Genomic DNA, 24201 nt, shown 5'->3' with positions numbered 1-24201 from the left:
GGAAGCGAGATGAATGTGGAGGAACGCGTGGAGCGGCTGGAGAGCCTGGTTACGCTCCAGGACCGGACCATCGAGCGGCTGAGCGACGCCATCTTCGAGCAGCAGCAACAGCTCCAGGACATGGAGAAAAAGCTGGAGCGGATGGCGGGCAAGGTCCGGGAGATGGACGAGTTGGTGGGACAGAACAGCGGGCCGGACGCGCCGCCGCCCCATTACGGTCGTTAGGTCGACCGAACGGAGGGATCATGAAGATCACGGCACGCGAGATCATCGACATCCTGGGGCTGACGCCCCATCCCGAGGAGGGCGGCTTCTTTTCGGAGACGCACCGCTCGGCGGAGATCCTGGAGGCCAACGTCCTGCCGCTGCGCTACGGCTCGCCGCGCCGTCACTCCACGGCCATTTATTACCTGCTCACGCCCGAGACATACTCGCACCTGCACCGGCTCGAAACCGATGAGGTGTTTCATTTCTACCTGGGCGACCCGTGCGAGATGCTCCGTCTGCACCCGGACGGCCGGGGCGAGACCGTGCCGCTCGGCCAGGACCTGGCCTCGGGCCAGCGGCCGCAGGTGGTGGTTCCGCGCGGGGTCTGGCAAGGTATGCGCCTGGTCCCGGGCGGGACGTTCGCGCTCATGGGCTGCACCGTGGCCCCGGGTTTCGAGTACGAGGACTACGCCCACGGCTCGCGGGCCGAACTGCTTGAGCGCTACCCCGACTTCGCGGAGCTCATCCGCCTGTTGACCAGGGGTTAATCGGCAGGTCCTGCGGGGGCGGTCCACAGAGGCAGTGTGATCGGATCGGCTCGTTGGTACCGGAATGAAACAGTGCCTTCATCGAGGTCGACGGCGCCCATCCGTCTGCTGTTCCACATCCGGACCCATCGCCGGTAATGGTGCATGTATAGGCCGTTCCCGTCCATCTGCTTGAAGTAGGCGAAGCAGGGGGCATCGGCGACGTGCTGGTCGGGCGGGTATTGTTGCACCCACACGCAATCGCTTACGAAGAGCGCTTTCCAGAAAGGGGCCTCCTGGTACATCTTGATTCGAATGCACGCGGCCGCGAAGTGCTGATCGCGAAGGTAGGCGAGCGTCTTGTGGATTTCTTCTCGGTAGGCGTCGGGAGTTGTGTTCAACTGCTCGGCCCTGCGCGCAACCCCTTCGCTGAACGGATAGGCGAGAATGACGCGAACCGTTCCCTTGCACGAGCGCACCGAGTCGTGAAGCGGAGAATCCTTGGCGACGAAAGTGTTGTAGCCCGTGGCGCCCACAATGATGATGTCGGTTGACTCCATCCCCTTGTTGCGCAGCAACTGGTTGCTTTGTTCACGTGAGCTCTCGTCCGCGTGCATGTTGCAATAGAAAAGTCCGATGGCCTCGGCATTGCGGCCGTTTCTGTGCAGTAGCCTAGCGTGCTGGATGAAGCGCAGCAAGATGGGGGCCGAGATGGAGATGATTATGGAGTAGACATCATAATGCGTGTAGAATTCTTGGCCAAAAGCCAGGATCAGATCGCCCAGTGATGTGACGGAGGTGAAGAGGACCTGAAGCCCCTTGAGAATGGCCCACGCCAGGAAGGCCGCGAAGATATCATTGAACAGGCTGTGAGATCGTTTTTGCATATAGATAATACGATTTATTCGGATATAAGAAAAGCCAACGCAACGTCGTTGGCTTTCCCTTTGGTTACATATTGCTCGGGTAGGTGAAGGTTTTCCTCTCCCGCCGTTTTGTCATGATTCGTGGGGCGACAAGGGTGTCCCACACGTATGCCACTGCAACCGCGCCTGAGATGACCAAGCCGGCTTCAGCCACGTATGCCATGGAGTCCTCCTGTAGATTTCATGCTGCTTTCATGCCTGACGTCTGGGCTCGCGCCCGGTGCAAGCATGGTTTTCCACATTTGGGAGGCTTAGTTTTAGCTATTCCCATATGCGTTGTCAACAATCATCGATAAAATATCCATCCATTGATATGCTGGAATTGCCCGTGCGGCCCCCTTATTCCGTCTCCGGCCGCGTCGGCCACTCCACGGCCGTCGGGAATCCCGCCTGCTGCGGCACGTCGCGCAGGGCCTGGCGATAGGACTGCCACAGGACCTGGGCCGTCTCGTCGAGCACCGAGTCCGCGAGCTGGGTCCAGTCGGACGCGGCCAGGAGCCGGTCGCGCCCGGCGCGGGCCGCATCGGCCAGGGCCGTAGTCCGGGCCTCCTCGTCCACAACCGCAGTGACGACCGTCTCGCGGTAGATCAGATCCTCGCCCTTGGCCCACGCCGTTTCGTAGGTGGTGTAAGGCTCGCGCACGGCCGGGACGGCCTCGTTGTAGCCGAGCCCGTCCCACTGCTCGCGGGTCAGGTCGGCGAAGGTGCGCCAGCAGCCGTCCAGGACGGCCTTGGCCGGGGGATTGGTCTTGAACGTTTCATCAGGGTATCTGAACATGATGTCCTCCTTTAATATGCGTTGGTGTATTTGGTCGCGGCCTCGATGACGGCCAGGCCGACGATGCGATTGCCGGACGCGCCATTGGCCGGGGCGTTGTCTGTCGCCACCTTGAATCCGGTCGACGTGAACATGAGCGGGGCCCCGGTCCCGGTGTGTTCGCTGGCGTTGATGTTCGGATACAGCCAGTTATACACGGGGTTGCTGGGATTTGTGGCTGCCGCCTTGAACCCCCAATAGGCAGACGCGCTTCCGGAGTCCTTCAGGAACGGAATGACAAGCGGCTTGCCGCCCAGGTCCACGGTGGGGCCATTACTTGAGGCGTTGCCAATGTAGCTGAACGCGCGGAACACGTCGGAGTCCGTGAAGAGGTAGGCGACATAATCCCCGCTCGCGAAGTGCGGCCCGCCCACGGTGAAGGTTGTCGAGGTGGTCGCCCAGATGCCTGACGCGGAACCAGCCGCGTTGGTGCTGTTGAGGAGCAGGTAGGCGCCCCCGCCCAGTGCGGAGTGGAACACCGCCCAATTGCCGGAGTCGTCCAGGCGCTTGATGAGGGCGAATGTCACGGCCTTGCCAAGCCCGTGGTCGAGCACTGAGTCCACCCCGACGACGTGGGTGAACGTGTGGATGGCGAAACCCTGGCCTGACCCGGCCTTGAGGCAAAGGTCTATGTAGCTAAAACCGGAGGCGTTTACGCTAGTGCTTTGTCCGACGTCGTATCCGTCGGTATTGAATGCAGTCAGTATATACGGAGAGGTTCCTTGTGCAGCGGGCCAATTGGTGTAAATCTGTTTATTGACTCCACGCACAGCGTCAGTGACGAACCAATCAATCGACTGACCGCGACTTTTCATGTCCACAAAGTCCGGCTGGAAATCCAGACTGGTGACGCTCGCCCCTGCACCTGTTCCCTGTCGCAGCACGATGTCGGCAACGGTGGACGACCGCCATACTGTCGGGTTGGGCAACGCAGTCCATGTGGATACGCCGCCGTTGTGAGTGGGGGTATCGTCCGTCTGCGTGCCGGTGACGGTCCAGTCGTTGCCGTTTCCGCTTGCGTCAGCGCCCAGGTCGGCGGCGTTGGAAAAGTCCAATAAGCAGCCGCCGAATCCGTAGGTCTGCGAGGATGCTGCATACCCGCTGAATTCCGCCAAAGATACTACGGGCCCCGAGTATACGGCGGTGGCTACCAGGCGGTATTGGGCATAGTCGGCTGGAGAGGACAGTGTAAAGTTTCTCTTTTGTCCTGCGGAACTCCAGTCGATCCCGGTGCGAGTGTCGATAACGTCCCATGTCGAGCCGTCGTTGGAACCCTGAATCGTGAAGTCCCTGGGCGTTTCATATTGCGCATACGTATCGTTGTCGTTGCGCGCGGTGATGGAGTACCCGTCGATGGTTTTGGCCGCCGGGAGAAGATAGCCGATCACACCGGAGCTGTCCGACGCCCAGCGCGTGGAGGCGTTCATGTCAAACGCGTTCCCGGCGGAGAAGTCACCCATGTTCGCACCGAACGCCGTGCCGCCGGTGAACTGCGGTGTCTCGACCTGGGTGAACGATGCAAGCGCGGGCTTCCTGGGAACCCACAAGCCCGTCACGCGCTCGGACAGCTCCATGAAATCAGCGTAGGTGTACCCGCCGTTCCCGTCGACCACGACCAGCCGCGAGAAGTAGCCGTAATAGCTTCCGGCATAGTAGGTCAGCACGTTCTGAATGAACTCGGCATAGGTGGCCCCGACGCTGCCGCCGTACGCCGCGAGCTGGGTACCCTGCTTCCAGACAGTAACGGTCGACCCAACCTTGCGGATGGTGATGAGGTAGTGGCCCGTCATGTCGTTGAGCGGCGCGATGGTCGCCGCCGTGGGCTTCCAGCCGAAATGGACCGTGCAGTCGGTCGCTGCGGTCCCGGTCGAGGCCATGGCCGATTCGACGAGCGCCGACCAGCCGATGGGCGCCGGCCAGACCCGAGCCGAGCCGCTTCCTTCCTTTGGCGTCAGCATGGCTAGGCCTCCATGTTCTGCAAGGCCACGATGGTCTTGCGGGCGTTGAACCGCTCGACGACGATCCGGATTTCCCCGGCCGCGGAGTCCGGGTCGGCCAGGTTGCCGTCGGTCTTGTAGGACGCGGCCAGGGACAGCCCGTTCCCGCCGGGATAGACGTGGAACACGTAGGTCCCGTCATAGGGCAGGGTCACGTCGCTGAAGATGCTGGCGGCGGTCAGGGACCAGGACACATGATTGCGGTTCACGGCGAGGGCGGACAGGTCAGCGCCGGTGTGGGCCTGGGCCTGGTCGCCGAACACGGCCATGAGCAGCGCGGCCTCCTCGGCCTTGAGGATGGCGGTGTCGGCCGGTTCCGCGCCCATGGCGGCGCGCGCCTCCCCGGGCGTGGCGGCTCCGGCCACCAGGCGGCCGGTGGTCCCGAAGCCCAGGTTGGCCAGGGCCTGGGCCGATTCGGTCGCGCCGGTGCCGCCCTGGCTCACGGCCAGGGGCAGGGCGATCTCGCCCAGGGCGGCCAGGTCGAGGTTGGACAGGTCGTCGCCGCCGCCGTTCCAGCCGAGGACCCTGCCCGGCGCGGGATCGGGCAACTGCACGCCAGAGACGGCGGACGAGACGCGGAAGGTGATGGTCCGGTCCAGCCGCTCGGCCAGGGCCTGGCAGATCATGGTCAGCTTGTCCAGGGCCCCCTCGTGGGTGCTGGCCGGAAAGGCGTCGTTCTCCACGTAGTCCACCTCCTGGACCGGGGCCGGGTCGCGCCGGATGACCAGGGTCTCGCCCGTGGCCGGGGGGGTGGTCAGGGTGCAGGTCCCGCCGCCTGACTCGCCCGCGCCGGAGAGTTGGTAGTCGGTGCCGAGGGTGAGCACGCGCTCCCCGTCCGCGCCCGAGAGCACGACCTCCAGGTCCTGGTTGGCGATGAAGGGGAAGGGGATGGCGAAGGCCGTGGTGGAGCCGTTGCCCGCGTATAGCGTCTTGCTGATGGTCGATGCGATGGTCATGATTATCCTCCGTATTTGTAGAGCTTGGAGCCCAGGGACAGGGTGGAGCGGTTGGCCGAAGCGCCGTTGCCGATACGCGTCAGGTTGGCCCGGTTGCGGCCCTGGTTCAGGGCTCCCTGGGCCTCCCGGTCGCCTCGGAAGAGGATGTCGTCCTCCTCCTGTCCGTCCTTGAGCCGTTCGCTCTGGTTGATGATCCGCTTGGAGCCGCTCATGGCCAGGCCGCTCGCGCCCCAGGACGCGTGGTTGGCGGCGCGGCGGTGCTCGGCCTTGTCGCGGTAGTCGGCGGCGGCTTCCTGGGCCTGTCTCCGCCGGGCGGCGGCTTCGCCCAGGGCGTCCTGTTCGGTGAGCCCGGCCTGGGCTTCCGCCAGGTCCGAGCCGTCGGAGCCGCCGCTCCCGTCGTTGACCATGTCCATGAAGTCCCTGGTCAGGTTGAGGCCCTGCTTGAGCGCGGCGGCCCCCTGTTGGTCCATTCCCATGATGTTCCTCCGTGGGAGTTGAAAGGTTATTCGTTGATGACGAGGGTGGGGACGATGAGCAGCACGGTCATGGGCAGAGGTTGGTCCTGCACCACGGTGAGAATGCCGTCCCGGTCCCATCCCCGGGGAAAGTTGACGATCTTGTCGCCGGTCCAGGCCCCGGCCGAACGGCCCATGGGCGTGGCCGACGAGCGGAAGCAGACGGTCTCCAGGGTGTCCGCGTCCGGGCCTACCTTGCCGCCCAGGGTGTCGTGAAAGCGCACGGCCACCTTGGTGATCCGCTTCTGCTTGGTCTGGGCAGTGCCGCGCGCGCTGCCCGCCTCCAGCCGCATGGGCTGGAGCCGGGAGACGTAGGGCAGCCCGGCGTGGACCACGGACGCGGGCCGGTCCAGGGTGATGGAGCCGTCCTCGGCCACCACCCTGTCGGTCTGGACCGCGCCGTCGGCCAGCACGGCCACGGTGCGCCCGGCCAGGTGGACCAGGCCGTGGATCGTGGACGACGGGGCGCCTCGGTAGGTCAGGCCGCTGTCCACGAAGAAGGCCTCGTCGATGTCGCCGTCGAAGTTGGCCTCCAGGTATTCGATGTAGCGGCGCTCCTCGCCCATGACCTCGCGCCGGACCACGGTCCACAGCTCGTCGCGCATGGACTGGGCCGAGAAGACCGAGGCCACGCCCTCCACCACGCCGTCCGTGACCACGCGCGACCACGCGGCCACTTCCTGGTCCGGTTCGTAGGTCAGGGTCGCCACCGCGCCGTCGGAGCGCAGGCAGTAGAGGATGGCGTCCGGCTCCTGGACCCAGGCCAACTGGACCAGCCCGGGCGCGGTGATGTGCTCGGAGAGGATGGTCAGGTCGCGGGAGACGTAGGCGTCGGACTCCAGGCGGTAGGACATTTCGCGGACTTTGCGCCCGGCCCGCTGGATGTAGAGGGTGGCGAAGCCCACGGCCTCGGGCCGGGTGGTGGACGCCCCGCAGGTGCCTTCCTGGTTGGCCTTGATGGAAGCCGGGGTCACGGCGTCGCCCAGCGAGCCGCAGATGGTCCACTCGCCGCCCGCCGTGCCCACCCACAGCTTGGTGCGCGGCTCCAGGAACTCGATGCCGTTGGCCTGGCGGCCGGACAGCGTGACCTCGATGGCGTCGTCGTCCAGGGGGTCCTCCCCGGCCGGTCCGTCGGTGCGGTCGCCGGGCTCGAAGCACTCCCAGCAGTCCTCGTTGAGCGCGCCCTCGCCGTCCCAGATGGCCTCGATGCCTGCGGCCCCCGGCGAGGTCTCGAAGGTGAGGGTCAGGTCCGCGCCCGAGGCCGAATAGTTCTTGTCGCCCTTGTAGCGGTAGTAGCGGGTCGTGCCGTCCGGATGCTGGCCGCGCAGGCCGTCCGCGGCCTCGAACCCGTCGCCGTCCAGGATGACCAGGGTGTCGCCCGCCGCGCCGTCGCGCATCTCCCCGGAGCCGTTGACGATCTCGCGGTCGCGCCAGCCGTCGAACGGCACCTCGCGGGTGCGCAGGCGAAAGTCGGTCATCTCCCCGGTGCGCGAGAACCAGAGCGTCCCCGGTCGGTCCGGCGTGGCCGCCAGCACCAGCCGCTGCTCGAAGAAGCAGACCGCCGACGGGTAGTTGCCCTCGGTCCAGGCCTCGGGCGGGCTGACGAATTCCATCTCCTCCAGGGTCCAGTCGTCGTGGTCCACGCGCGTCAGCTTGCGCACCGGGTGGTCCGGGTGGACCAGGATCAGCACCTCGGCCGACTGGGCGTAGCGCAGCTTTTCGAACTGGTCGGCCGTGTAGGGGATGTCCCGCCGGTATTCCTCGCCGTCCGAGAGGACCACGCCGTGGTTCGTGAACACGCGCATCCGGCCCTGGCCCGTCCCGTCCTCGCCCAGCTCCAGCACGTAGGTCTGGCTGGCGTTGAACTCGAAGGGGATCAGCAGCACCGGCCGGGCCGGGTTCATGGCCTCGGCCACGAAACGCAGTCCGGAGCGGCGGATGGCCCCGCCGTGCGGATGGACCAGGAAGTTCTCCAGCACGCGGCAGCCGTTGAAGTACTTGGACAGGTCGGTCCTGCCCTCCAGGCGGGGACTGATTTCCCCGGCGGTGAAGTTGGTGAGCGATGGGGTGGCGATGCTCATGGCGCCTCCTTGCGAATCCGGGCTCGCCCGGGCATGTGGCGCAGTGTAGACCCGGTTTTTGGCCCGGGATGAAAACGGGTAAAATCGGGGCCCCAGCGGGTAAAAAAAGCATAACTTTACGTGTTGACAGGGTCCCGGAAAGGGCTCGGCCCCGCCCGTCCGGCAGAGGGACGGGGCGGGGCCTGGAAAATCAGCGGGTTGGGAGATATCCCGCCCCGGCTATCCGGCGTGGGAAAAGCGGCTCCGGGCAAGATCGGAAACGAAAGGGGGCAAAACGGGTAAAATCGGCATGACTCGGCAGGGAGGGGCGGAGGCGCGGGGCGGGATGCCTCTCCTCACGGGCGCGACGGGCGGGGCCGAAAAAGCGCGAACGCCCGCATCCCCGCCTGTGGGGCGGGATGCGGGCGTTCGGGCGCGTCCGTTTGGCCGGGCCGGGTCAGTTGGCTGCGGCGTGTCGTGCGGAGGCGTCGCTTTTTTCTTTGCCCAGCCGGATGACCTGCGTGGTGAAGGAGGTCTCGCCCGGTTTGCAGGCGGGGCAGCCCTCGGACATGATCACGCAACGTTCGTCCAGGGTGGTGGGGTCGATTCCGGCCATCTTGAGAAGTTTCGACGTCAGACCGCGCCGCCAGATGATGGGCTGGCCGCACAGGCTGCATTCCACGTACAGGAGTTCGGGATCGAAGTTCTTCATGAATCAAAGTGTAAGCATCCACGGGGAGGATGACAAGGGCCGGGAGTTATAAGTTCCCGGCCCGGGGTTATCGTTGCGGCCCCGGAGGGGGGGCGCTAGGCGTCTTTCGCGTCTTCGGCCTTGCCGGCGGCCGCAGCCTCGCTGCAGTCCCGGCGGACGCGGGCCATGCGCTCCTTGGGCGTCTCGCCGTCGTCCGCCAGGCGGGACCGCATGAGGCGCAGGGCCTCGTCCTTGCCCAGGGGCCGGTGGAAGTAGAAGCCCTGGACGCTCTCGCACTGGAGGTCGATGAGGGAGCAGACCTGGTCCGGCTCCTCCACGCCCTCGGCCACCACCTCCAGGTCCAGGGAGTGGGCCAGGGCTATGACCGCCTTGACGATTTCCATGTTTTCCGGGTCGGTCTTCATGCGCGAGATGAAGGAGCGGTCCACCTTGAGGGTGTCCACGGGCAGTTGCTGGAGCTGGGACAGGGAGGAGTAGCCCGTGCCGAAGTCGTCGATGGAGAAGCGGATGCCGAGCTTGCGCAGCCGGTTGAGGATGCGCACCGCCGACTCGGGGTGGTCCATGATGGCGGACTCGGTGATTTCGAGCTTGAGGGCTTCGGGGGGCAGTCCGTGGCGCTTCAGGGTGTCGAGGACGACGCGGTCCAGCTCCATGCGGGCGAACTGCTTGCTCGACAGGTTGACCGACATGTAGACGTCCTCGGCCCCGGAGGTCTCCCGTCGCCATTCGGCCAGGGTCTTGAGGGCGTTGTCGAGGACCCATTCGCCCAGTTGGATGATGAGGCCGGACTCCTCGGCCAGGGGGATGAACTCGGTGGGCGGCACGGTCCCGCGCACGGGGTGCGACCAGCGCGCCAGGGCCTCGAAGCCCATCAGGTCCTCGCCCGCGAGGTCCATGATGGGCTGGTATTCGATGAAGAAGTGGCCGTTGTCCAGGCCGGAGCGCATGTCGTTTTCCAGCGAGAGCTGGGCCACGGCGTTTTCCAGCATCCGTTCGGTGAAGACCTTGAACCGGTTGCGGCCCGCCTCCTTGGCCTGGTGCATGGCGATGTTGGCGTTCTGGAGCACGTCGGCCGGGCGGACGTCGCCCAGGGGAGAGAGGACGATGCCGAAGCTGGCCGAGGTCTGGACCTCGTTGACCCCGAAGGCGAAGGGCTTGGTCAGGGCCAGGCGGATGCGCTTGATGATGCGGATGGCCTCGCCGGGGGTGCCCAGCTCGTCCAGGAGCAGGACGAACTCGTCGCCGCCGAAGCGGGACACGGTGTCCAGGCTGCGGACGTGTTCGGTCAGCCGGCGGGCCGTCTCGCAGAGGACCATGTCGCCGAAGCGGTGGCCCAGGGAGTCGTTGATGACCTTGAACCGGTCGAGGTCCAGGAAGATGACGGCGAAGAAGTAGCGCGGGCGGCGGGCGGCCCGGTGCATGGCCTGGCCGATGCGGTCCAGGCACAGGGTGCGGTTGGCCAGGCCGGTCAGGGGATCGTGCAGGGCCTGGTGACGGAGCTGCTCCTCCATCTTTTTGCGGCCGGTGATGTCGCGCATGCTGCATCGGATGCCCAGGGGCTTCATGCCGATGCCTGAGACCGAGCGGCCGACCACGTTGATCCAGCGGACCTCGCCGTCGCGGTTGCGGATGCGGAAGTCGAGGAAGTCGCCTTTTTCACAATTGGCGTCCTGCATGAAGCGGTCCCAGGCGGGCTGGTCGTCGGCGATGATGATGTCGCGCGCCAGCGCCGGATTCTCGAAGAAGGCTTCGGGCGGCCGGCCGGTAAGCCGTTCGCAGGAGGGCGAGCAGTAGAGCACGCCGCCGCTCACGCCGATCCAGAGCTCCCAGTCGTAGGCGAAGTCCGCGATGGTCCGGTATCGCTCCTCGCCCTCGCGCAGGGCCAGGACGAGCTTTTCGCGCTGGGACTGGACCCTGACCCGCCGCTCTTCGGTCAGGGCGGTCTGGCGCAGGACGTAGAACTGCAGGGCGGAGATGACCAGGAGGACGACCATGAAGATGGCGGCCAGCTTGTAGCGGTAGCCGTCGATTTCCTTGACCACGTCGTCCACGTAGATGCCGGTGCCCACGATCCAGCCCCAGGGCTTGAACTCGCGCACGTAGGACATCTTGTGGGAGATGCGTTCGGGGTGGTCCTTCCACTGCCAGTAGTAGTTCACGAACCCGCCGCCCTTTTCGGCAGCGATCTGCACGAATTCCTTGAAGATCTCCTTGCCAGACTGGTCGCGGTAGCTTGAGAGGTCCTTGCCCTCCAGGTCGGCCCGGTAGGGGTGCATGATCATGCGCGGGGAGGTGTCGTTGATCCAGAAATAGTCCTTGCCTTCCGGGCCGTAGCGCAGGGAGCGGATCATCTCCCTGGCCGAGCGACGGGCCTCCTGCGGGGCGAGGGCCCCGGACCGGACCTCGCGGTCGAGGTGCTCCAGGGACCGGATGACCGCGCCGGTCAGCTCGAAGATCGTCTGCTTCTTGTAGTTCATGAAGGCCGACTGCAGGGAGGGCAGCAGGTACAGGAAGATGGACCCGGCCAGCAGCAGGATCATGAGCGTGGTCGGCAGCAGGATCCGAAACGGCGTGTGCCGGAGCAGGGATTTGAGACGGCGCGTGGTCATGGCGTAAGCGTCGGCCCGCAACGGCGGGTCGATTCCCCCTTTGATGGCACGTTATCCTGCAATGTTAAAAAAGTGAAGAGTGTAGGCGGTCAGGAGGTGAATACGCGGTTGCGCCCGTTTTCCTTGGCCTGGTAAAGGGCCACGTCGGCCTCCTTGAGCAGGCCGTCCACCGAAGAGGTGGTCCCGCCCATGACGGCCACGCCGAGGGATACGGTGATGCGCAGCTCGCCCGCGTTGGTGCGCAGGATGGCGTTCTCCACGGCCGCGCGCAGCCGTTCGGCCACGTCCAGCGCGGACTGGCGGGAGGTCTCGGGCAGGAGGACGCCGAACTCCTCGCCGCCCAGCCGCCCCAGGATGTCGGCCTCGCGCAGGGCTCCCACCGCGATCCCGGCCAGGGAGCTCAGGACCTGGTCGCCCACGTCGTGGCCGTAGGTGTCGTTGACGCGCTTGAAGTGGTCGATGTCCATCATGAACATGGCCAGGGCGCGGTTGTAGCGGCGGCTGCGGGCGAATTCGGCCGTGGCCAGCTCCATGAACCAGCGCCGGTTGTTCAGGCCGGTCAGGGCGTCGGTGGTGGCCAGCTCGCGGAGCTTGGTCTCGGTGGCCTTGCGCTCGGTGATGTCGCGGATGGTGGCCACGGCGAACCAGCGGTCGTTCAGCCGGAACCCGGCCACGGAGAGCTCCAGCGGGATGCGCCGTCCCGCCTTGTTCATGCCCTCCACCTCGCTGATGTCGCCCACGGCCGAGCGCTTGCCGGACATGGACAGGGGCGGCAGCCCGGTGCCGCCCTCCATCGTGCGGTCGAGCGGGGAGATGAGCGAGTGGACCTCCCGGCCCAGCGCTTCGTCCTCGCGGTAGCCGAAGAGTTTTTCCGCCGCATGGTTCCAGAAGGATATCCGGCCCAGGTTGTCGGTCATGACGATGGCGTCGTAGGCGGACTCGGCCAGGGCGCGCAGCTTGCGTTCGCTGGCCTTGATGTCCTCCTGCTGCTGCTTGCTCTCGGTGATGTTCATGGCCGCGCCCCGGTAGCCCCTGAACGCCCCCTCGTCGAAGTAGGGCACGCCGCTGATGCGCAGCCAGATCAGGGAGCCGTCCTTGGTCTGGGTCTGCATCTCCACGTTGCAGAACTGCCGGTGGCCGCCCATGACCTGGGCCTGCCAGATGCGGAAGTCGGACTGGAACGCCGCAGGCAGGATCATCTCCATGGGCCGCCCCAGCAGCTCCTCGGGCGTGTAGCCCAGGACAAAGGCCGAGTCGTCGGTGACGAAGGTGAAGTTCATGTCGGCGTCGGTCTCCCAGATGAACTCGCCCACCGCCTCGCTGATGTCGCGGAAACGCTGCTCCGACTGGCGCAGGGCGGCCTGGGCCTGGTATTGCTCCGTCACGTCGCGGGCGAAGATGGCGATGTTCTCCACCCCCCGGAGCTCGCCCAGGACGGGATAGGCGTTGACCAGGATGCGCCGCTCGCGGCTCAGGATCTCGAACTCCGTGGACTCCCCGGTGGAGACCACCCAGTTGATGGCGTTGCGGTAGAGGTCGCCCGCCCCTTCGTCGATCAGCTTGAACAGGGGCTGGCCCACGGCGCGCGCGCCTTCGCCGCACAGCCGCTTGGAGCCGATCTCGTTGATGGCCAGGATGGTCCCGGCGCGGTCGATGAGCAGGGCGCTTTCCGTGGGGGCGTTGAGCAGGGCGCGGGCCGTCTCCTCGCTGCGCTTGAGGGCGGTCTCCCGCTGCTTGCGGCGGGTGATGTCGCGCATGAATCCCACGGTGTAGGTTTGGCCGAGGTGCTTGAACCGCGAAGTGGAGAGCTCCACCGGCAGGGGAGCGCCCTCCTTGTTGTGCGCCTCGAACTCCGTGACCCTGGGGCCGGATTCCGACGTCGCGTCGGCCATGGTCGACAGGGGCGCGGGCGTGAGGAATTCGCTGAGCGGCCGGTTGAGCGCCTCCCTGGAGTCGTAGCCGAACAGGGTCTTGCCCGCCGGGTTCCAATAGGTGACCCGGTCCTTTTCGTCGACCAGGACGATGGCGTCCCGCGAGGAGCGGGTGATGGCCAGCGTCCGTTCCTCGCTCTCGCGAATCCGCGCCTCGGCCTCGAACTCGCGCATCCGGAAATTGATGAAGTGCCACAGCCCCAGGCCAAGGGCCACCATGCCCACGGCGGTCAGCAGGAGGAACAGGTTGCGCCAGGGCAGGGCCAGTTCCTCCGGGGACACCAGGGTGATGATCCGCCACCCCTTGTCGCCGGGGTCGGATATCTCCACGCCGCGCGGGACGATGGAGTTGGGCGTGATCCTGACCGTGTCGTAGGTGAACAGCCCGTTTCGCGTCCGGACCTGTCCCTGGGAGCTGCCCAAGATCTGCGCCCAGGCCTCGGGAAACCGCTTCTCCATGGTCGCGTTGATGTGTTCGAGCAGGTGGCCCCAGGCGTCCTCGGCCGCGGGAGCGATGAACCAGTGGCCGGTGGTGTTGCAGAACATGGTCGAGGCCTCGGGCGTGGAGGCGAGCTGCGTCACCTGGGCGAGGAGGGTGGAGGCGTCGAGGTTGAGCACCACCACGCCGAGCCGGTCGCCGTCGTGGCCGATGACCGGGCTGGCGATGCGCAGGGTGGGCCGCAGGGGCGTCTCCAGCTTGCCGTGCTCCACGTTGAGGTCGAGCTCCGAGATGTAGACATCGTCGGGAGCGCCCCGCATGGCCTCCTTGAAATAGTAGCGGTCCGACTTGTCCTGCAGGGCCTGGTCGGGCGTCAGCTCCGGGCCGTTCTGGTACTGGTCCACCCGGATGATCTCCATGCCCGCGCCGTTCAGGTAGCGGGCCTGAAAATAGGAGGGGCGGCTGGCCGAAAAGTCGGCAAAGACGTTCTTCAGTTCGGCAAAGTCAACTCCGCCCCGGCGCTCCAGGGCGTGCGCCGTGGCCCGGGCGAGGAAGCGGGTGTCCGCCAGCCGGGTGACCACGCTGTCGGTCACGAAGCGGGACGCCTGGCCGACCATGGCGATCTGGCGCTGGGATATCTCCTCCACGTGCGACTGCGTCCGGCTGAGGATGAACCACGCCGCGATGAGGACTATCCCCAGGGACAGCGGTCCGAAAACTTTGATGAATTCCTTGGTTGTATTCGTCATGCGTCACCGGCCGCCAGGGGCGGAGGTTCGATTGTCCGCTCGGGCCGACGCCCTTTGGCAAACGTCAGTTGCGGGAGACCATCACCCGGTTCTTGCCCTGGGCCTTGGCCCCGGTGAGGGCCGACTGGATGCGGTGGACGAACGTCTCCGTCGAGTCGTCCTCGCGGCCCTGGACCACGCCCAGGGAGAGCGTCATGCGAATCTTGCCGCCGAAAAGCTTGTGGCCCACGATCCTGCGCAGCTTCTCGGCCACGATGGCCGCCTTGTCCAGGTCGGTGTGCGGGGCCAGGATGATGAACTTGCCGCCGCGCCAGCGGAACACGTAGTCCGTGCTCCTGAGCTTGGCGCTCACGAACTGGGCCAGGCTGGCCAGCAGCCGGTCGCCCGTGCGGTATCCGTGGGCTTCGTTCAGGGCCTTGAAGTCGTCGATGTCGAACATGATGCCCGACAGGGTGGAGTGGTAGCGGCGGACGTTCTCCAGCTCGCGCTCGGCCACGGCCTCGAACTTGTGGCGGTTGTAGACCTTGGTCAGGTCGTCGAGGATGGTCAGCTTGTCCAGTTGCTGGTTCATCTCCTCCATGGTCGCGTCCTCGCGCCCGAGCATGGCCACAAACCGGGTGAAGACCAAAAGCGCCTGGGCCGCCAGGATGAAAAAACCGGCCACCATGAGGAGGTAGACGAACTTCATCATGGCCCCCGGCTCCTCGGGCGGGGTGATCAGCAGGGTGTAGATGACCCCGAAATTGGCGCAGAACAGGGCGGCGAGGGCGGCCAGGCTGAGGACGTAGAACAGCTTGTACTTCGTCCTGAGCCGCTGCGCGGGCCGCTTGCCGTGATCCGCCTGCGCCGCGCCGCTCACTCGAAGGCCCCTTCATAGGTGTAGTACAGGGCCCCGCTCCCGGCGTCGTCGTCATAGTCCAACTCCACCGAGAACTCGGGCCACATCCAGCCGTAACGCTGGCCCACGCCTCGGCCGGGACCGTACATGGCCATCAGCCGCTCCTTGATGAGGAAGTGGTTGGCCCGGCCGGAAAAGGAGACGCCCACCCTGTACAGCCGGTCCTTGCGGAAATAATAGGCCACGGAGTTGATCTCCGCGTCCCCGAAGGCTCGGCGCTCGTCCTTGCGAAAATAGGTGTCGTCAAAGCCCGCCTTGTTCACGGCCAGTAGGCCGGGAATCTTCTCAAGGGGCGTGCCCCACTTGAGTCCCCGGAAGCCGTCAGGCGCGGGAGCGGTCGTATAGTCCCCTGCCGAAGCGGCCGCGACGAGCAGCAGCATAACGGTCAGGGACAGGAGGATTCGAAGCGTTGCCATGTGTGGTGTCCCTTGTGCGAACGGTACGATATTCAACTCCGATATTGTACGGAATTGCGCCGTAAAATCAAGACGCGGATTGTCAGGCCGGGGCGGTCCGTGCTAAAGAGGGCATCATGCAACGAAAATCCCCCCGCACCCTCGTCGCGGGCGTCCTGCTCGCCGCCGCGCTCCTCGCCGCCGGATGCTCCCAGGCTCCGTCCGACGCCGAAAAAAGGCTGGCCGCCCTGGAAGCCGAAGTCAAGGCCCTGCGCGACGAGGCCCGGACGCGTGAAAAGGCCATGCGCGAGGAAATGGCCATGGTCCGCACCAACCTGGCCTCCATCCGCACCATCCTGGAACTGGACAGGGGCCGCGCCGCCGCCCCCGACAAACCCGGCGACACGCCCAAGCCCGACACCGCCAGCCCCGACGCCTCCGGGCCGTCCGATGAGCTGGACCGCGAACTCGACGCCAAAGCCAAAGGCTTCGTCAAGGAGAACCTCGACCGCCTGCTCGTCATCACCCGCAAACTCCTCGACAAAATGGAACGCGAACTCGATAAACAGGAAGAAACCGCGCCGCCCAAACCCAAAGGCGACGAAATCTGACGGAAAACATCATGCAGAACATGCCCAAATATCTCACTCCCCTGCTTCCCCTCCTGCTCCTTCTCGGACTGCTCCCCGCCTGCGCCGGCGGCAATGCGGTCAAACTCACCTACGCCTTGGGGCCAACCCCCGCTCCCTGCCGCTCCAAAGCCGTCATCTACAAGTTCGAAGACCAACGGCCCGGCTCCCGCCTCGGCCGCGACTCCTCGGGCCGTACCATCGAATCCCTCTCCAACGTGCCCGACTGGGTAGGCTGGGCCCTCTTCGATGAACTCCGGTCCGCTGGCTGCGACGTCAAATACCGCACCTCCACCCTGCCCGAAGACAATACCCCCGTCGTCACCGGCGAAGTGCTCGAACTCGGCCTCAACCAGACCGGCGCCACCACCTGGAAAGGCAACATCACCGTCCGCATCCTCGTCAAACGCGACGGCAAAATCGTCCACTCCGAAAAACTCGCCAGCGAAGTCGAGAACGTCGTCCTCCCCGGCTACGGCACCCAGTCCGACCTCCTCGCCGAAACATTGCGCACCCTCATGACCGAAGTCGTCCCCGCTGTCTGCAAGCAACTGTAGAAGGGGAAGAATGCCTCCGGCGGCCCTTCCGGGGGACCACTTCGTGGAGACCAGGGCGCTGCCCTGGACCCGCCAAAGGCCACGCCTTTGGAATCCATTCTCCGCTTTCGCGGGGGCATAGCTTGGCAGAGCGACTCATGCGCGGGGGCGGACTGCCCGCTCGCCCCCGCCGTGCCGGTTAACGGCTGGGGCCGAAGGGAACGGGCGGAGCGACGTGCTGCTTACCGGGACACTCCCCGCCGTCCCCTTCGGCCCCAGCCGGGGTGTTTTTTGAAGACAAAGAAAAGGCCATTCTTCAAATCAAGAAATTTGCCTCTCTCAATGTTCCAAACGCCGTAACGACAAGCTTTTCACGTCTGCACCGAGCGGTTCACACGGCGTGGGCTGGTGTCCGCGAAGATTCGAACGGCCCGTTTTCGTCCCGGAGGGCGAAAGCGGGCCGTTCGAGTCTTCGCGGACGTCGCACAGCCGCGCCCGCCGGTCTCCCCGCCAACAACTCCCAAACTCCCAAGCTACTCGCCCGCGCAGCGGAGATGGGGGTGCAGGGGCTTCGTCCCTGCCGGGTCCAGGGCGGCGCCCTGGTCGCGCCGAAGGCGGCCCCCGCCGGATAGGCGGCCGCCGGAGGCATCTCCCGCCCGAGCCGCCGCCTATCCCTGCGCGTCGATGCGCAGTTCGCGCGGCATGTCGGGCATGGCGCCGGGCATGGCGCAGACGTTGGCGGCGACGTTGGCGGCGTAGCGGTTGATCTGGTCGGTGGATTGGCCGTGCAGGTAGGCGAGGGCCATGGCGGCGGTGAAGGCGTCGCCCGCGCCGATGGTGTCGGCGACGGGGGTGGGTTGTCCGGGCAGGTCGGAGGCGTTTTGGGGGGAGAGGACGAGGCTGCCGTGGGGGCCCCGGGTGAGGACGGCGAGTTTGAGGTCATAGCGGTGGAGGAGGGTTTCCATGGCGGCGCGGGGGTTTTGGGGCAGGCAGAAGAGGGTGGTGAGGGTGTCGAGTTCGGCGTCGTTGAGTTTGAGGACGTCGGCGAGGGCGAGGGAGGTGCGGAGGGTGGCGCTGTCCCAGAAGTGCTGGCGCAGGTTGGCGTCGAAGATTTTGAGGGCCTGGGGGGCGTGCCGGAGCACGGTGCGGACGGCCTGTCGGGAGGCGGGGGAGCGTTGGGCGAGGGTGCCGAAGCAGATGATGTCGGCCCGTGCGGCGAGGAGGAGGTCGTCGGGGGTGGGGGCGAGGAAGTCCCAGGCCACGTTGTCGGGGAAGGTGTAGGTGGCCACGCCTTCGGGGTCGAGTTTGGCCAGGACGGTGCCGGTGGGGTGGTCCGGATCGAGGGAGAGGTGTCGGGTGGAGACGTTTTTGGCCAGGAGGGCGTCGAGGGTCTGTCGGCCGAGTTTGTCGTCGCCGATGCGTGAGAGGGGGACGCCGGTTCCGCCGAGGGCGTTGACGTGGTAGGCGAAGTTGGCGGGCGCGCCGCCCAGGGTGGAGCGGTCGGGCAGGACGTCCCAGAGGATTTCGCCGAGGCCGATGGCGGTGAGGTCGGGCATGGGTTAGTCGGCTCGCTGGACGATGCGTTGCAGCCGGGCTTCGGCCATGGCGCGGAGGTGGTCGTTTTCGGGCCTGCCGCCGGTGGTTTCGAGCAGGTGGAGGTAGTTGTCGAGGGCGGCTTCCATGAGCGGGTGGGTGGGGCCGAGGGCGGCGTCGTATATGCCCAGGCCGCGTTCGTAGAGGGGGGCGGCCTGGTGCGGGCGGCCCGCGCGGTCCAGGAGCAGGGCGAGGTTGCAGAGGGACTGGGCGGTTTCCGGGTGGTCGGGGCCGAAGATTTTTTCGCGGATGGCGAGGCTTTCGCGGAAGCGGGCTTCGGCGGTTTCGGGGTCGCCGGTGCGTTCGAGGAGCAGGGCCACGGTATTCAGGTCGGCGGCGGTTTCCGGGTGATCGTCGCCGTAGAGGGCCCGGTTGATTTCCAGGGCGCGTTCGGCCAGGCGCAGGGCTTCGTCCGGGCGGTCGGCGGCCTCGCAGAGCAGGGCGTAGTTGGCCAGGCAGGAGGCGATGGCCGGGTGTCCCTCGCCGTGGGCCAGGGCGAGGACGCGCAGGCAGTCCTTGAAGGCGGCCTCGGCGTCGGCCAGGCGGCCCAGGGTCTGGCGGATGACGCCCAGGCTGTTCAGGACGGGCGCGGTGACGTGGTTGTCCTCGGTGAAGATGCGCTGTTGCAGGGCGAGACAGGAGGCGAAGGCGCGTTCGGCGCGTTCGGGCTCTCCGGCGGCCCAGAGCACGGTGCCGAGGCCTTCGAGGTCGGCGCAGACGTCGGGGTGTTCGGCCCCTTTGAGGTCCACGTCCACGGCCAGGGCGGCGTCGAGGAGGGCGGCGGCCTCGCGGTGGCGGCCCTGGTAGTGCAGGGCGAACCCGGTCTGGTGCAGGACGCGGCCCGCTGCCTCGGAGCGCAGCCCGGCGGTTTCCACCAGGTCGCGGCAGGCCAGGACGTGCGGCAGAAGCCACTCGTAGACGGGCCATTGCCCGGCGTCGACGTCGGGCAGGACCAGGTTGAGGGCGTAGGCGGCGCGTCCGGCCCAGGTGGCGCGGTCGTCGTCGGCGAGGGTGTCGAGCACGGCCCGGCGGACGTCGTCGGGCAGGGTGAAGGACTGGGCGTCGGCGTCGGACTCGGCCAGGCCCCGGGTGATGAGCGGCTCCATGACGGCGGTGGCCGCGAAGAAGGCGGCGGCCGGGTTGGCCAGGGACGGGTTGTGCAGGGTGCCTTCCATGCCCAGGGCGAAGTCGTAGGGCAGGGGGGCGGAGGCGAGCATGGCGGCCATGAAGAGGGCTTCGGCCCCTCCGGCGGCCTCGGCCTCCACCTCGCGGACGGCGGCCAGGATGTCCTGGGCATTGCGGTGTTCGGTGCCGGTCACGGGCGTTCTCCTTGTTCGGCGGGCATATTCAGTGTTTCCTAGCCGTTTTGGCCGGGCAATTCAAGGCGGCCGAGCGGGCCGGGGCGGACGGCGGGCGTAAAAAAGCCGCCGCCGGGCGGGCCCGGCGGCGGCGAGGGTGCGTTGTCGGCGCGGCTAGCGCTTGACGTTGATGGTGGTGTTGAGCAGGGAGTCGGCCGTGGTGATGAGCTTGGAGTTGGCCTGGAATCCGCGTTGGGTGATAATCATGTTGGCGAACTCCTCGGCCATGTCCACGTTGCTTTCCTCCAGGGTGTTCTGCTGGATGGTGCCACGGCCGCTTTCTCCGGCCCGGCCGTCCACGGCCGCGCCCGAGGCGTCGGTGGCCAGGAAGTTGTTGCTGCCGTCCCGCCTCAGCCCCCAGTCGCTGTTGAAGGTGTACAGCGAGATGTAATAGAGGTCCTCGGTCTGGCCGTTGGAGAAGTGGCCCGCGAGCACGCCCTCGCGGCTGACGCTCAGGGATTCCATGTAACCCCAGGAGTAGCCGTCCTGGTTCTGGTAGATGGTGGCCGAGCCCGAGTCGTAGCTGGTGGTCAGGTTCACGTCCCGGTTGATGTCGTTCATGGCCTGCAGGTTGCCCGGATTGATGCCGACGGTCGCGGCCGAACCCGCGCCGGACTTCCAGGAGGACGAGCCGGAGTCGAGGCCGAAGTCGTAGCTGATGGTCCGGGTATCGCCGATGGCGGAGCCGTTGCTTCCGTATGTGTAGGAGAATTCGGGCAGGCCGTCGGTGCTGAACGGGGACGGTTCCCAGGAACCCAGACTCTTGCCCGACGCGCCGCTGGTGGTGTTCAGGCTGAAGGCGGACACGTTCACCAACTGGCCCAGGCCGTCGAAGGTCATGACGCCCAGTCCGGCCAGCCCGGCTGCGGAGGTGCCGAAGGCGGCCGATCCGTCCGAGCCCGGGGGCATGGCCACGAGGTATTCCCAGTAGGTGTATCCCGGCGTGGCGTTGGACATGGCCGTGGAGGCCACGGGGTCGAAATACACGGTCAGGTCGTGGGGGTTGCCGTCCTCGTCGTAGACCTCCAGGCTGGAGGAATAGGCGGGCAGCGAGCCGCCGAAGACGGCGCTCGCGTTGCTCTGCGTGCCGTCGTAGGCCGAGAGCATGGCGAAGAACGGGTTGTCCGTGCTGGTGAAGTGGTCCGCGGCCAGGGCGTCGAGGTTGGTGATCATTTCGAGGCCGCTGGTGGGCAGGGGGTCGGACCGGACCACGCGCACTTCCTCGCCGTCCACGACGATGTCGTCGTATGGGAGTTGGATGTCGGACACGGTGGTGTCGATGTCGCCGGTCTCGCGGTCCACTTTGTAGCCCTGGAGCCGGTAGTCGCTGGGGTCCACCAGGTAGGCGTCGTTGTTGAAGTGGAAGGCCCCGGCCCGGGTGTAGTGGGAGGCTCCGGCGGACACGGTGGAGTTGACGTTGCGCACGCCGTAGAACCCGTTGCCGGTGATGGCGATGTCGGTGACCGTGTCGGTCTCGCTGAGCCCGCCCTCCAGGAAGATGTTGCGGATCTGCGAGATGCCCACGCCTTTGCCGATCTGGCTGATGCTGGTGGCCCCGCCCTGGTAGCGCGACCCGCCGGTCGCCATGGTCGTGCTCATGAGGTCGCCGAATTGGACGTCGGCCTTCTTGAACCCGATGGTGCTGACGTTGGCGAGGTTGTTGCCCACAACCTGCATGCAGTCCCCATGGGCTATGAGCCCGGTGGCTCCGGTGTAAAGCGTGCTGAAACTCATACTTCCTCCGATCCGGCCTCGGCCGGATTCGTGCGGGAATCGCCGGGGGACCCATTCCCCGGAAAAAACTTCCCGAATCCTTCTCGTCCTCGACGGAAGCAAAGGACATGCCAATTGTTAAGAAACATAAATTCAACGTGTTGGAACATAAGTATCGGGGAAATGGCTGCCGCCTCGGCCGGAGCGCGGGCGCGCGGGCCTGTGCAGACCTTGTATTTCCTTGCCATGGCGATTCCGTGAGGATAATGTGGCCCGACTCAATGTTCGGAAAACCAACCGAAAACCATTAACGGAGATCGTGACATGAAACGGACCTTTGCCCTGTTGGGCGGCGCCCTCCTGGCCCTTACGCTGCTTGTCGGCTGCAACCAGTCGTCCACCGGCGTGACCATCGGCGTGGTGGATGAAGCGGCCGCCTTCAAGGACAACAAGGCCGCGGCCAAGGCCATGAAGTACCTTCAGGACCTGGGTGCTCCCCTGCAGAAGAAGGCGGAGGAGGCCTACAAGGCCATGCAGCAGGAACAGAACGAGGCCAACGTGGCCGCCTACAAGAAGGCCATGGGCGAACTGCAGATGGTCATGAACGGCGAACAGCAGCGCGTGGTCGCCCTGATTGACGCCAAGTTCAACCAGGTGCTGGAGACCTACCGCAAGGAGAAGGGCCTGACCCTGATCCTGAGCAAGCAGGGCGTCATCGCGGCCGACAAGACCGTGGACATCACGGCCGACATCGTGGCCGCCATGGACAAGGCCGACATCGACCTGACCCCGCCCCAGGCTCCCGCCGCCCCGGCCGCCGAGGCCGCTCCGGCTGCGCCCGCACCCGAGCAGGCGGCTGCGCCCGCCGCGCCCGCCCCCGAGCAGGAGGCCGCGCCCGCCGCTCCCGCCGAGACCAAGAAGGCCGAATAGCCCGCCGAAACCGGCAATGCAAAGGGCCCGCCCATTCGGACGGGCCCTTTTTTTGCGTCTGGCCTCTGGCGTCATGCGCCGGGCCGGGCGCCTAGTCCTGGTTCATGAATTCACGAATCTCCGCATGTGCGGCGGCCAGCAGGTCGGTGAACCGGCCATATTGATCCCTGGCCAGGCTCAGGTTGCCCTCCCTGGCGGAGTGCTCCATGCCGAGGGCGAGCTCCACCAGAGGCTCGGCGCGGACGACTCCGCACATGCCCTTGAGGGAGTGGGCGCGGGAAGAGGCGGTTGCGCCGTCCCCTTCCGCCAGGGCCCGCCCCAGTTGCTCGTATCGCTCCGGGCTGTCCTCCATGAAGGCGGCCAGCAGCTCCAGGCCAAGTTCCCGGTCGTCGGCCAGGCTGTGCAGAAATGCCTGGGAATTGAAAATGGATAGCGTCATTTTCCCCCCTATTCCAATGGGACATGTCCCCTTAGCCGTATCAGGAGCCCGCCTGTGAGGAAAGGATTATCACGGCCTTATACGAAGGGATTCATAAAAAACCGCAAATTTTGCGACGATTGCGGGGAGGGAATAGTCTTTTTTGATACGTTCGCGCGCGTAGCGGCCGAGTTCGCGAATCGACGGCCCGTCGGCGAGCATACCGGCCAGGGCCTCGGCCAGGGCGGCGGGGTCCTCGGGCGGGGCCACCCGGCCCGTCCCGTCCACCAGGACGGCGCTGTCGCCCACGTCGGTCACCACATTGGGCACGCCGCAGGCCATGGACTCGCCCACCGCGTTGGGGAACGACTCGCCCAGGGACGAGGAGACGTGGACGTCCATGGTGGCCATGAGCCGGGGTACGTCGTTTCGTTCGCCCAGCAGGTGCACCCGGTCGCCGTCCAGGCCCGAGCGGCTCAGCCAGCGGGCCAGGGCCGCGTTGGCGTCGTCCACCCCCCGGCCCACGAGCACGAAATGGGCCCCTGCGAGCCGGGAGTCGGCCAGGGCCGCCGCCTCGACGAAGGTGTCGTGCCCCTTCATGGGATCGAACCGGGCCACGTGGCCGACCACGGGAGCGTCCTGCGGGATGCCCAGCTCCCCGCGCACGGCCCGCCGGGCCTCCGGGTCGGGCCGGAAGCGGGCGGTGTCGAACCCGTTGGGGATGACCTCGAACCGCCGGGCGCGATAGCCCAGTCCCTCGTGGAAGCGGCGGGCCTCCGACGAATTGGTCAGCACCGCGTCGGGCAGGCGCGACAGGGCGGCGCAGGCCTTGAGCGTCAGGGCCGTCATCCGGGGATACTGGTCCAAGGCCATGTATGAGCAGCGCAGGTTCCAGGCCAGGGCCGGGCGCGGGCCGAAGGGAAAGGCCAGGCGCAGGGCCGCCAGGCCGATCAGATCCGCATGATAGAGCCATGTCTGCACCACATCGGGCCGGAAGGCGCGCAGGAGTCGCGCAAGCCGCCACAGGCCGAGGGGAGAGGGCCTGCCCCGGCGCATGCCCAGGGCGTCCACCCCGATGCCCGCCTCGCGCAGCCGCTCGCCCACCGGGCCGGGCTCGATCAGCGAGACCACCCGGCAGGGAAACCGGGCCGGGTCCATGCCCGTGGCCAGGCGCAGGAGCATGGTCTCCGCGCCGCCCACGTCGAGGTCCGTGATAACGTGCAGTATCTTCATGGCGTTGGTCGAGGAACTAGCATCATCCCCGCAAAAAGACCATAGCGCCGGGCT

Annotated in this window: 21 protein-coding genes; 5 read left to right on the top strand and 16 right to left on the bottom strand. The window is 66.4% G+C overall.

Annotated elements, in window-relative coordinates; genetic code table 11:
* The first annotated feature begins 9 nt into the window (after positions 1 to 9).
* Together PHP91_RS04170 and PHP91_RS04165 are read left to right on the top strand one after the other, a co-directional pair.
* On the top strand, positions 10 to 225 hold the full coding sequence (locus tag PHP91_RS04170; protein WP_300137297.1) for a SlyX family protein: 216 nt from the start codon (positions 10 to 12) through the stop codon (positions 223 to 225).
* A 20-nt stretch (positions 226 to 245) separates the two neighbouring features.
* Positions 246 to 755, top strand: a complete 510-nt coding sequence (locus tag PHP91_RS04165; RefSeq protein ID WP_300137294.1) for a cupin domain-containing protein — start codon at positions 246 to 248, stop codon at positions 753 to 755.
* Here the strand turns inward: PHP91_RS04165 and PHP91_RS04160 are convergent.
* The 11 genes from PHP91_RS04160 to PHP91_RS04110 form a co-directional block, all read right to left on the bottom strand.
* The gene (locus tag PHP91_RS04160; protein ID WP_300137291.1) at positions 752 to 1621 is read right to left on the bottom strand and encodes a hypothetical protein; all 870 of its coding nucleotides are present in this window, start codon (positions 1619 to 1621) and stop codon (positions 752 to 754) included. The two genes, PHP91_RS04165 and PHP91_RS04160, sit on opposite strands and share 4 nt — an antisense overlap.
* Before the next feature lie 378 nt (positions 1622 to 1999).
* Positions 2000 to 2437 carry a tail fiber assembly protein gene (locus PHP91_RS04155; protein WP_300137288.1) on the bottom strand — a complete coding sequence of 146 codons (438 nt, stop codon included), beginning with the start codon at positions 2435 to 2437 and terminating at the stop codon, positions 2000 to 2002.
* A gap of 11 nt (positions 2438 to 2448) precedes the next feature.
* Positions 2449 to 4434, bottom strand: coding sequence for a discoidin domain-containing protein (locus PHP91_RS04150; RefSeq protein WP_300137285.1), 1986 nt, complete (start codon positions 4432 to 4434; stop codon positions 2449 to 2451).
* Between the two features lie 2 nt (positions 4435 to 4436).
* Positions 4437 to 5429, bottom strand: coding sequence for a phage tail fiber protein (locus PHP91_RS04145; protein WP_300137282.1), 993 nt, complete (start codon positions 5427 to 5429; stop codon positions 4437 to 4439).
* A gap of 2 nt (positions 5430 to 5431) precedes the next feature.
* Positions 5432 to 5905 (bottom strand): hypothetical protein, encoded by a 474-nt coding sequence (locus tag PHP91_RS04140; protein WP_300137279.1) that lies wholly within the window; start codon positions 5903 to 5905, stop codon positions 5432 to 5434.
* 26 nt (positions 5906 to 5931) lie between these two features.
* Positions 5932 to 8025: a hypothetical protein gene (locus tag PHP91_RS04135; protein ID WP_300137276.1), complete on the bottom strand. Its 2094-nt coding sequence runs from the start codon at positions 8023 to 8025 to the stop codon at positions 5932 to 5934.
* 436 nt (positions 8026 to 8461) lie between these two features.
* Positions 8462 to 8716: a hypothetical protein gene (locus PHP91_RS04130; RefSeq protein ID WP_300137273.1), complete on the bottom strand. Its 255-nt coding sequence runs from the start codon at positions 8714 to 8716 to the stop codon at positions 8462 to 8464.
* A 95-nt stretch (positions 8717 to 8811) separates the two neighbouring features.
* Entirely contained in the window at positions 8812 to 11325 is a 2514-nt protein-coding gene (locus tag PHP91_RS04125; protein ID WP_300137271.1) for an EAL domain-containing protein, read from the bottom strand.
* A gap of 89 nt (positions 11326 to 11414) precedes the next feature.
* Complete coding sequence (locus tag PHP91_RS04120) at positions 11415 to 14444, bottom strand: PAS domain S-box protein (protein WP_300137269.1); 3030 nt, start codon at positions 14442 to 14444, stop codon at positions 11415 to 11417.
* A 64-nt stretch (positions 14445 to 14508) separates the two neighbouring features.
* Positions 14509 to 15303 (bottom strand): GGDEF domain-containing protein, encoded by a 795-nt coding sequence (locus tag PHP91_RS04115; RefSeq protein ID WP_300137267.1) that lies wholly within the window; start codon positions 15301 to 15303, stop codon positions 14509 to 14511.
* Positions 15300 to 15758, bottom strand: coding sequence for a hypothetical protein (locus PHP91_RS04110; protein ID WP_300137265.1), 459 nt, complete (start codon positions 15756 to 15758; stop codon positions 15300 to 15302). The genes PHP91_RS04115 and PHP91_RS04110 overlap by 4 nt, the downstream gene beginning before the upstream one ends.
* A 116-nt stretch (positions 15759 to 15874) precedes the next feature.
* On the opposite strand from PHP91_RS04110, the gene PHP91_RS04105 reads away from it, so the two are divergent.
* A complete protein-coding gene (locus tag PHP91_RS04105; RefSeq protein ID WP_300137263.1) occupies positions 15875 to 16348 on the top strand; it encodes a hypothetical protein in 474 nt (157 codons plus the stop codon).
* Positions 16349 to 16359: 11 nt separating this feature from the next.
* Positions 16360 to 16923, top strand: a complete 564-nt coding sequence (locus PHP91_RS04100) for a hypothetical protein (RefSeq protein ID WP_300137261.1) — start codon at positions 16360 to 16362, stop codon at positions 16921 to 16923.
* 647 nt (positions 16924 to 17570) lie between these two features.
* Here the strand turns inward: PHP91_RS04100 and PHP91_RS04095 are convergent.
* From PHP91_RS04095 to PHP91_RS04085, 3 genes are all read right to left on the bottom strand, one after another.
* On the bottom strand, positions 17571 to 18458 hold the full coding sequence (locus PHP91_RS04095; RefSeq protein WP_300137259.1) for a carbohydrate kinase: 888 nt from the start codon (positions 18456 to 18458) through the stop codon (positions 17571 to 17573).
* 3 nt (positions 18459 to 18461) lie between these two features.
* Positions 18462 to 19814: a tetratricopeptide repeat protein gene (locus PHP91_RS04090; RefSeq protein ID WP_300137257.1), complete on the bottom strand. Its 1353-nt coding sequence runs from the start codon at positions 19812 to 19814 to the stop codon at positions 18462 to 18464.
* A 153-nt stretch (positions 19815 to 19967) separates the two neighbouring features.
* Positions 19968 to 21587 (bottom strand): flagellar hook-basal body complex protein, encoded by a 1620-nt coding sequence (locus tag PHP91_RS04085; protein ID WP_300137255.1) that lies wholly within the window; start codon positions 21585 to 21587, stop codon positions 19968 to 19970.
* A 303-nt stretch (positions 21588 to 21890) separates the two neighbouring features.
* Here PHP91_RS04085 and PHP91_RS04080 point away from each other — a divergent pair, with 303 nt between their 5' ends.
* Positions 21891 to 22496, top strand: coding sequence for an OmpH family outer membrane protein (locus PHP91_RS04080; protein ID WP_300137253.1), 606 nt, complete (start codon positions 21891 to 21893; stop codon positions 22494 to 22496).
* A 91-nt stretch (positions 22497 to 22587) separates the two neighbouring features.
* Here the strand turns inward: PHP91_RS04080 and PHP91_RS04075 are convergent, their stop codons facing one another.
* Together PHP91_RS04075 and PHP91_RS04070 are read right to left on the bottom strand one after the other, a co-directional pair.
* Positions 22588 to 22935, bottom strand: a complete 348-nt coding sequence (locus PHP91_RS04075; protein ID WP_300137251.1) for an Hpt domain-containing protein — start codon at positions 22933 to 22935, stop codon at positions 22588 to 22590.
* Positions 22936 to 23004: 69 nt separating this feature from the next.
* Complete coding sequence (locus tag PHP91_RS04070; protein WP_300137249.1) at positions 23005 to 24147, bottom strand: glycosyltransferase; 1143 nt, start codon at positions 24145 to 24147, stop codon at positions 23005 to 23007.
* Positions 24148 to 24201: the final 54 nt, after the last annotated feature.

Source organism: Pseudodesulfovibrio sp. (genome assembly GCF_028692895.1).
GTDB lineage: Bacteria > Desulfobacterota > Desulfovibrionia > Desulfovibrionales > Desulfovibrionaceae > Pseudodesulfovibrio.
Note: the sequence above shows the minus strand (reverse complement) of the source record. Positions and strands in the feature narration are given on the sequence as shown.

What these genes read in the sequence shown, in the direction of transcription:
- PHP91_RS04105 (WP_300137263.1), top strand. Translation starts at nt 15,875, where the DNA reads ATGCAACGAAAATCCCCCCGCACCCTCGTCGCGGGCGTCCTGCTCGCC.
- PHP91_RS04120 (WP_300137269.1), bottom strand. Translation starts at nt 14,444, where the DNA reads ATGACGAATACAACCAAGGAATTCATCAAAGTTTTCGGACCGCTGTCC.
- PHP91_RS04145 (WP_300137282.1), bottom strand. Translation starts at nt 5,429, where the DNA reads ATGACCATCGCATCGACCATCAGCAAGACGCTATACGCGGGCAACGGC.
- PHP91_RS04125 (WP_300137271.1), bottom strand. Translation starts at nt 11,325, where the DNA reads ATGACCACGCGCCGTCTCAAATCCCTGCTCCGGCACACGCCGTTTCGG.
- PHP91_RS04110 (WP_300137265.1), bottom strand. Translation starts at nt 15,758, where the DNA reads ATGGCAACGCTTCGAATCCTCCTGTCCCTGACCGTTATGCTGCTGCTC.
- PHP91_RS04135 (WP_300137276.1), bottom strand. Translation starts at nt 8,025, where the DNA reads ATGAGCATCGCCACCCCATCGCTCACCAACTTCACCGCCGGGGAAATC.
- PHP91_RS04080 (WP_300137253.1), top strand. Translation starts at nt 21,891, where the DNA reads ATGAAACGGACCTTTGCCCTGTTGGGCGGCGCCCTCCTGGCCCTTACG.
- PHP91_RS04130 (WP_300137273.1), bottom strand. Translation starts at nt 8,716, where the DNA reads ATGAAGAACTTCGATCCCGAACTCCTGTACGTGGAATGCAGCCTGTGC.
- PHP91_RS04095 (WP_300137259.1), bottom strand. Translation starts at nt 18,458, where the DNA reads ATGCCCGACCTCACCGCCATCGGCCTCGGCGAAATCCTCTGGGACGTC.
- PHP91_RS04160 (WP_300137291.1), bottom strand. Translation starts at nt 1,621, where the DNA reads ATGCAAAAACGATCTCACAGCCTGTTCAATGATATCTTCGCGGCCTTC.
- PHP91_RS04165 (WP_300137294.1), top strand. Translation starts at nt 246, where the DNA reads ATGAAGATCACGGCACGCGAGATCATCGACATCCTGGGGCTGACGCCC.
- PHP91_RS04155 (WP_300137288.1), bottom strand. Translation starts at nt 2,437, where the DNA reads ATGTTCAGATACCCTGATGAAACGTTCAAGACCAATCCCCCGGCCAAG.
- PHP91_RS04075 (WP_300137251.1), bottom strand. Translation starts at nt 22,935, where the DNA reads ATGACGCTATCCATTTTCAATTCCCAGGCATTTCTGCACAGCCTGGCC.
- PHP91_RS04100 (WP_300137261.1), top strand. Translation starts at nt 16,360, where the DNA reads ATGCAGAACATGCCCAAATATCTCACTCCCCTGCTTCCCCTCCTGCTC.
- PHP91_RS04150 (WP_300137285.1), bottom strand. Translation starts at nt 4,434, where the DNA reads ATGCTGACGCCAAAGGAAGGAAGCGGCTCGGCTCGGGTCTGGCCGGCG.
- PHP91_RS04070 (WP_300137249.1), bottom strand. Translation starts at nt 24,147, where the DNA reads ATGAAGATACTGCACGTTATCACGGACCTCGACGTGGGCGGCGCGGAG.
- PHP91_RS04085 (WP_300137255.1), bottom strand. Translation starts at nt 21,587, where the DNA reads ATGAGTTTCAGCACGCTTTACACCGGAGCCACCGGGCTCATAGCCCAT.
- PHP91_RS04170 (WP_300137297.1), top strand. Translation starts at nt 10, where the DNA reads ATGAATGTGGAGGAACGCGTGGAGCGGCTGGAGAGCCTGGTTACGCTC.
- PHP91_RS04140 (WP_300137279.1), bottom strand. Translation starts at nt 5,905, where the DNA reads ATGGGAATGGACCAACAGGGGGCCGCCGCGCTCAAGCAGGGCCTCAAC.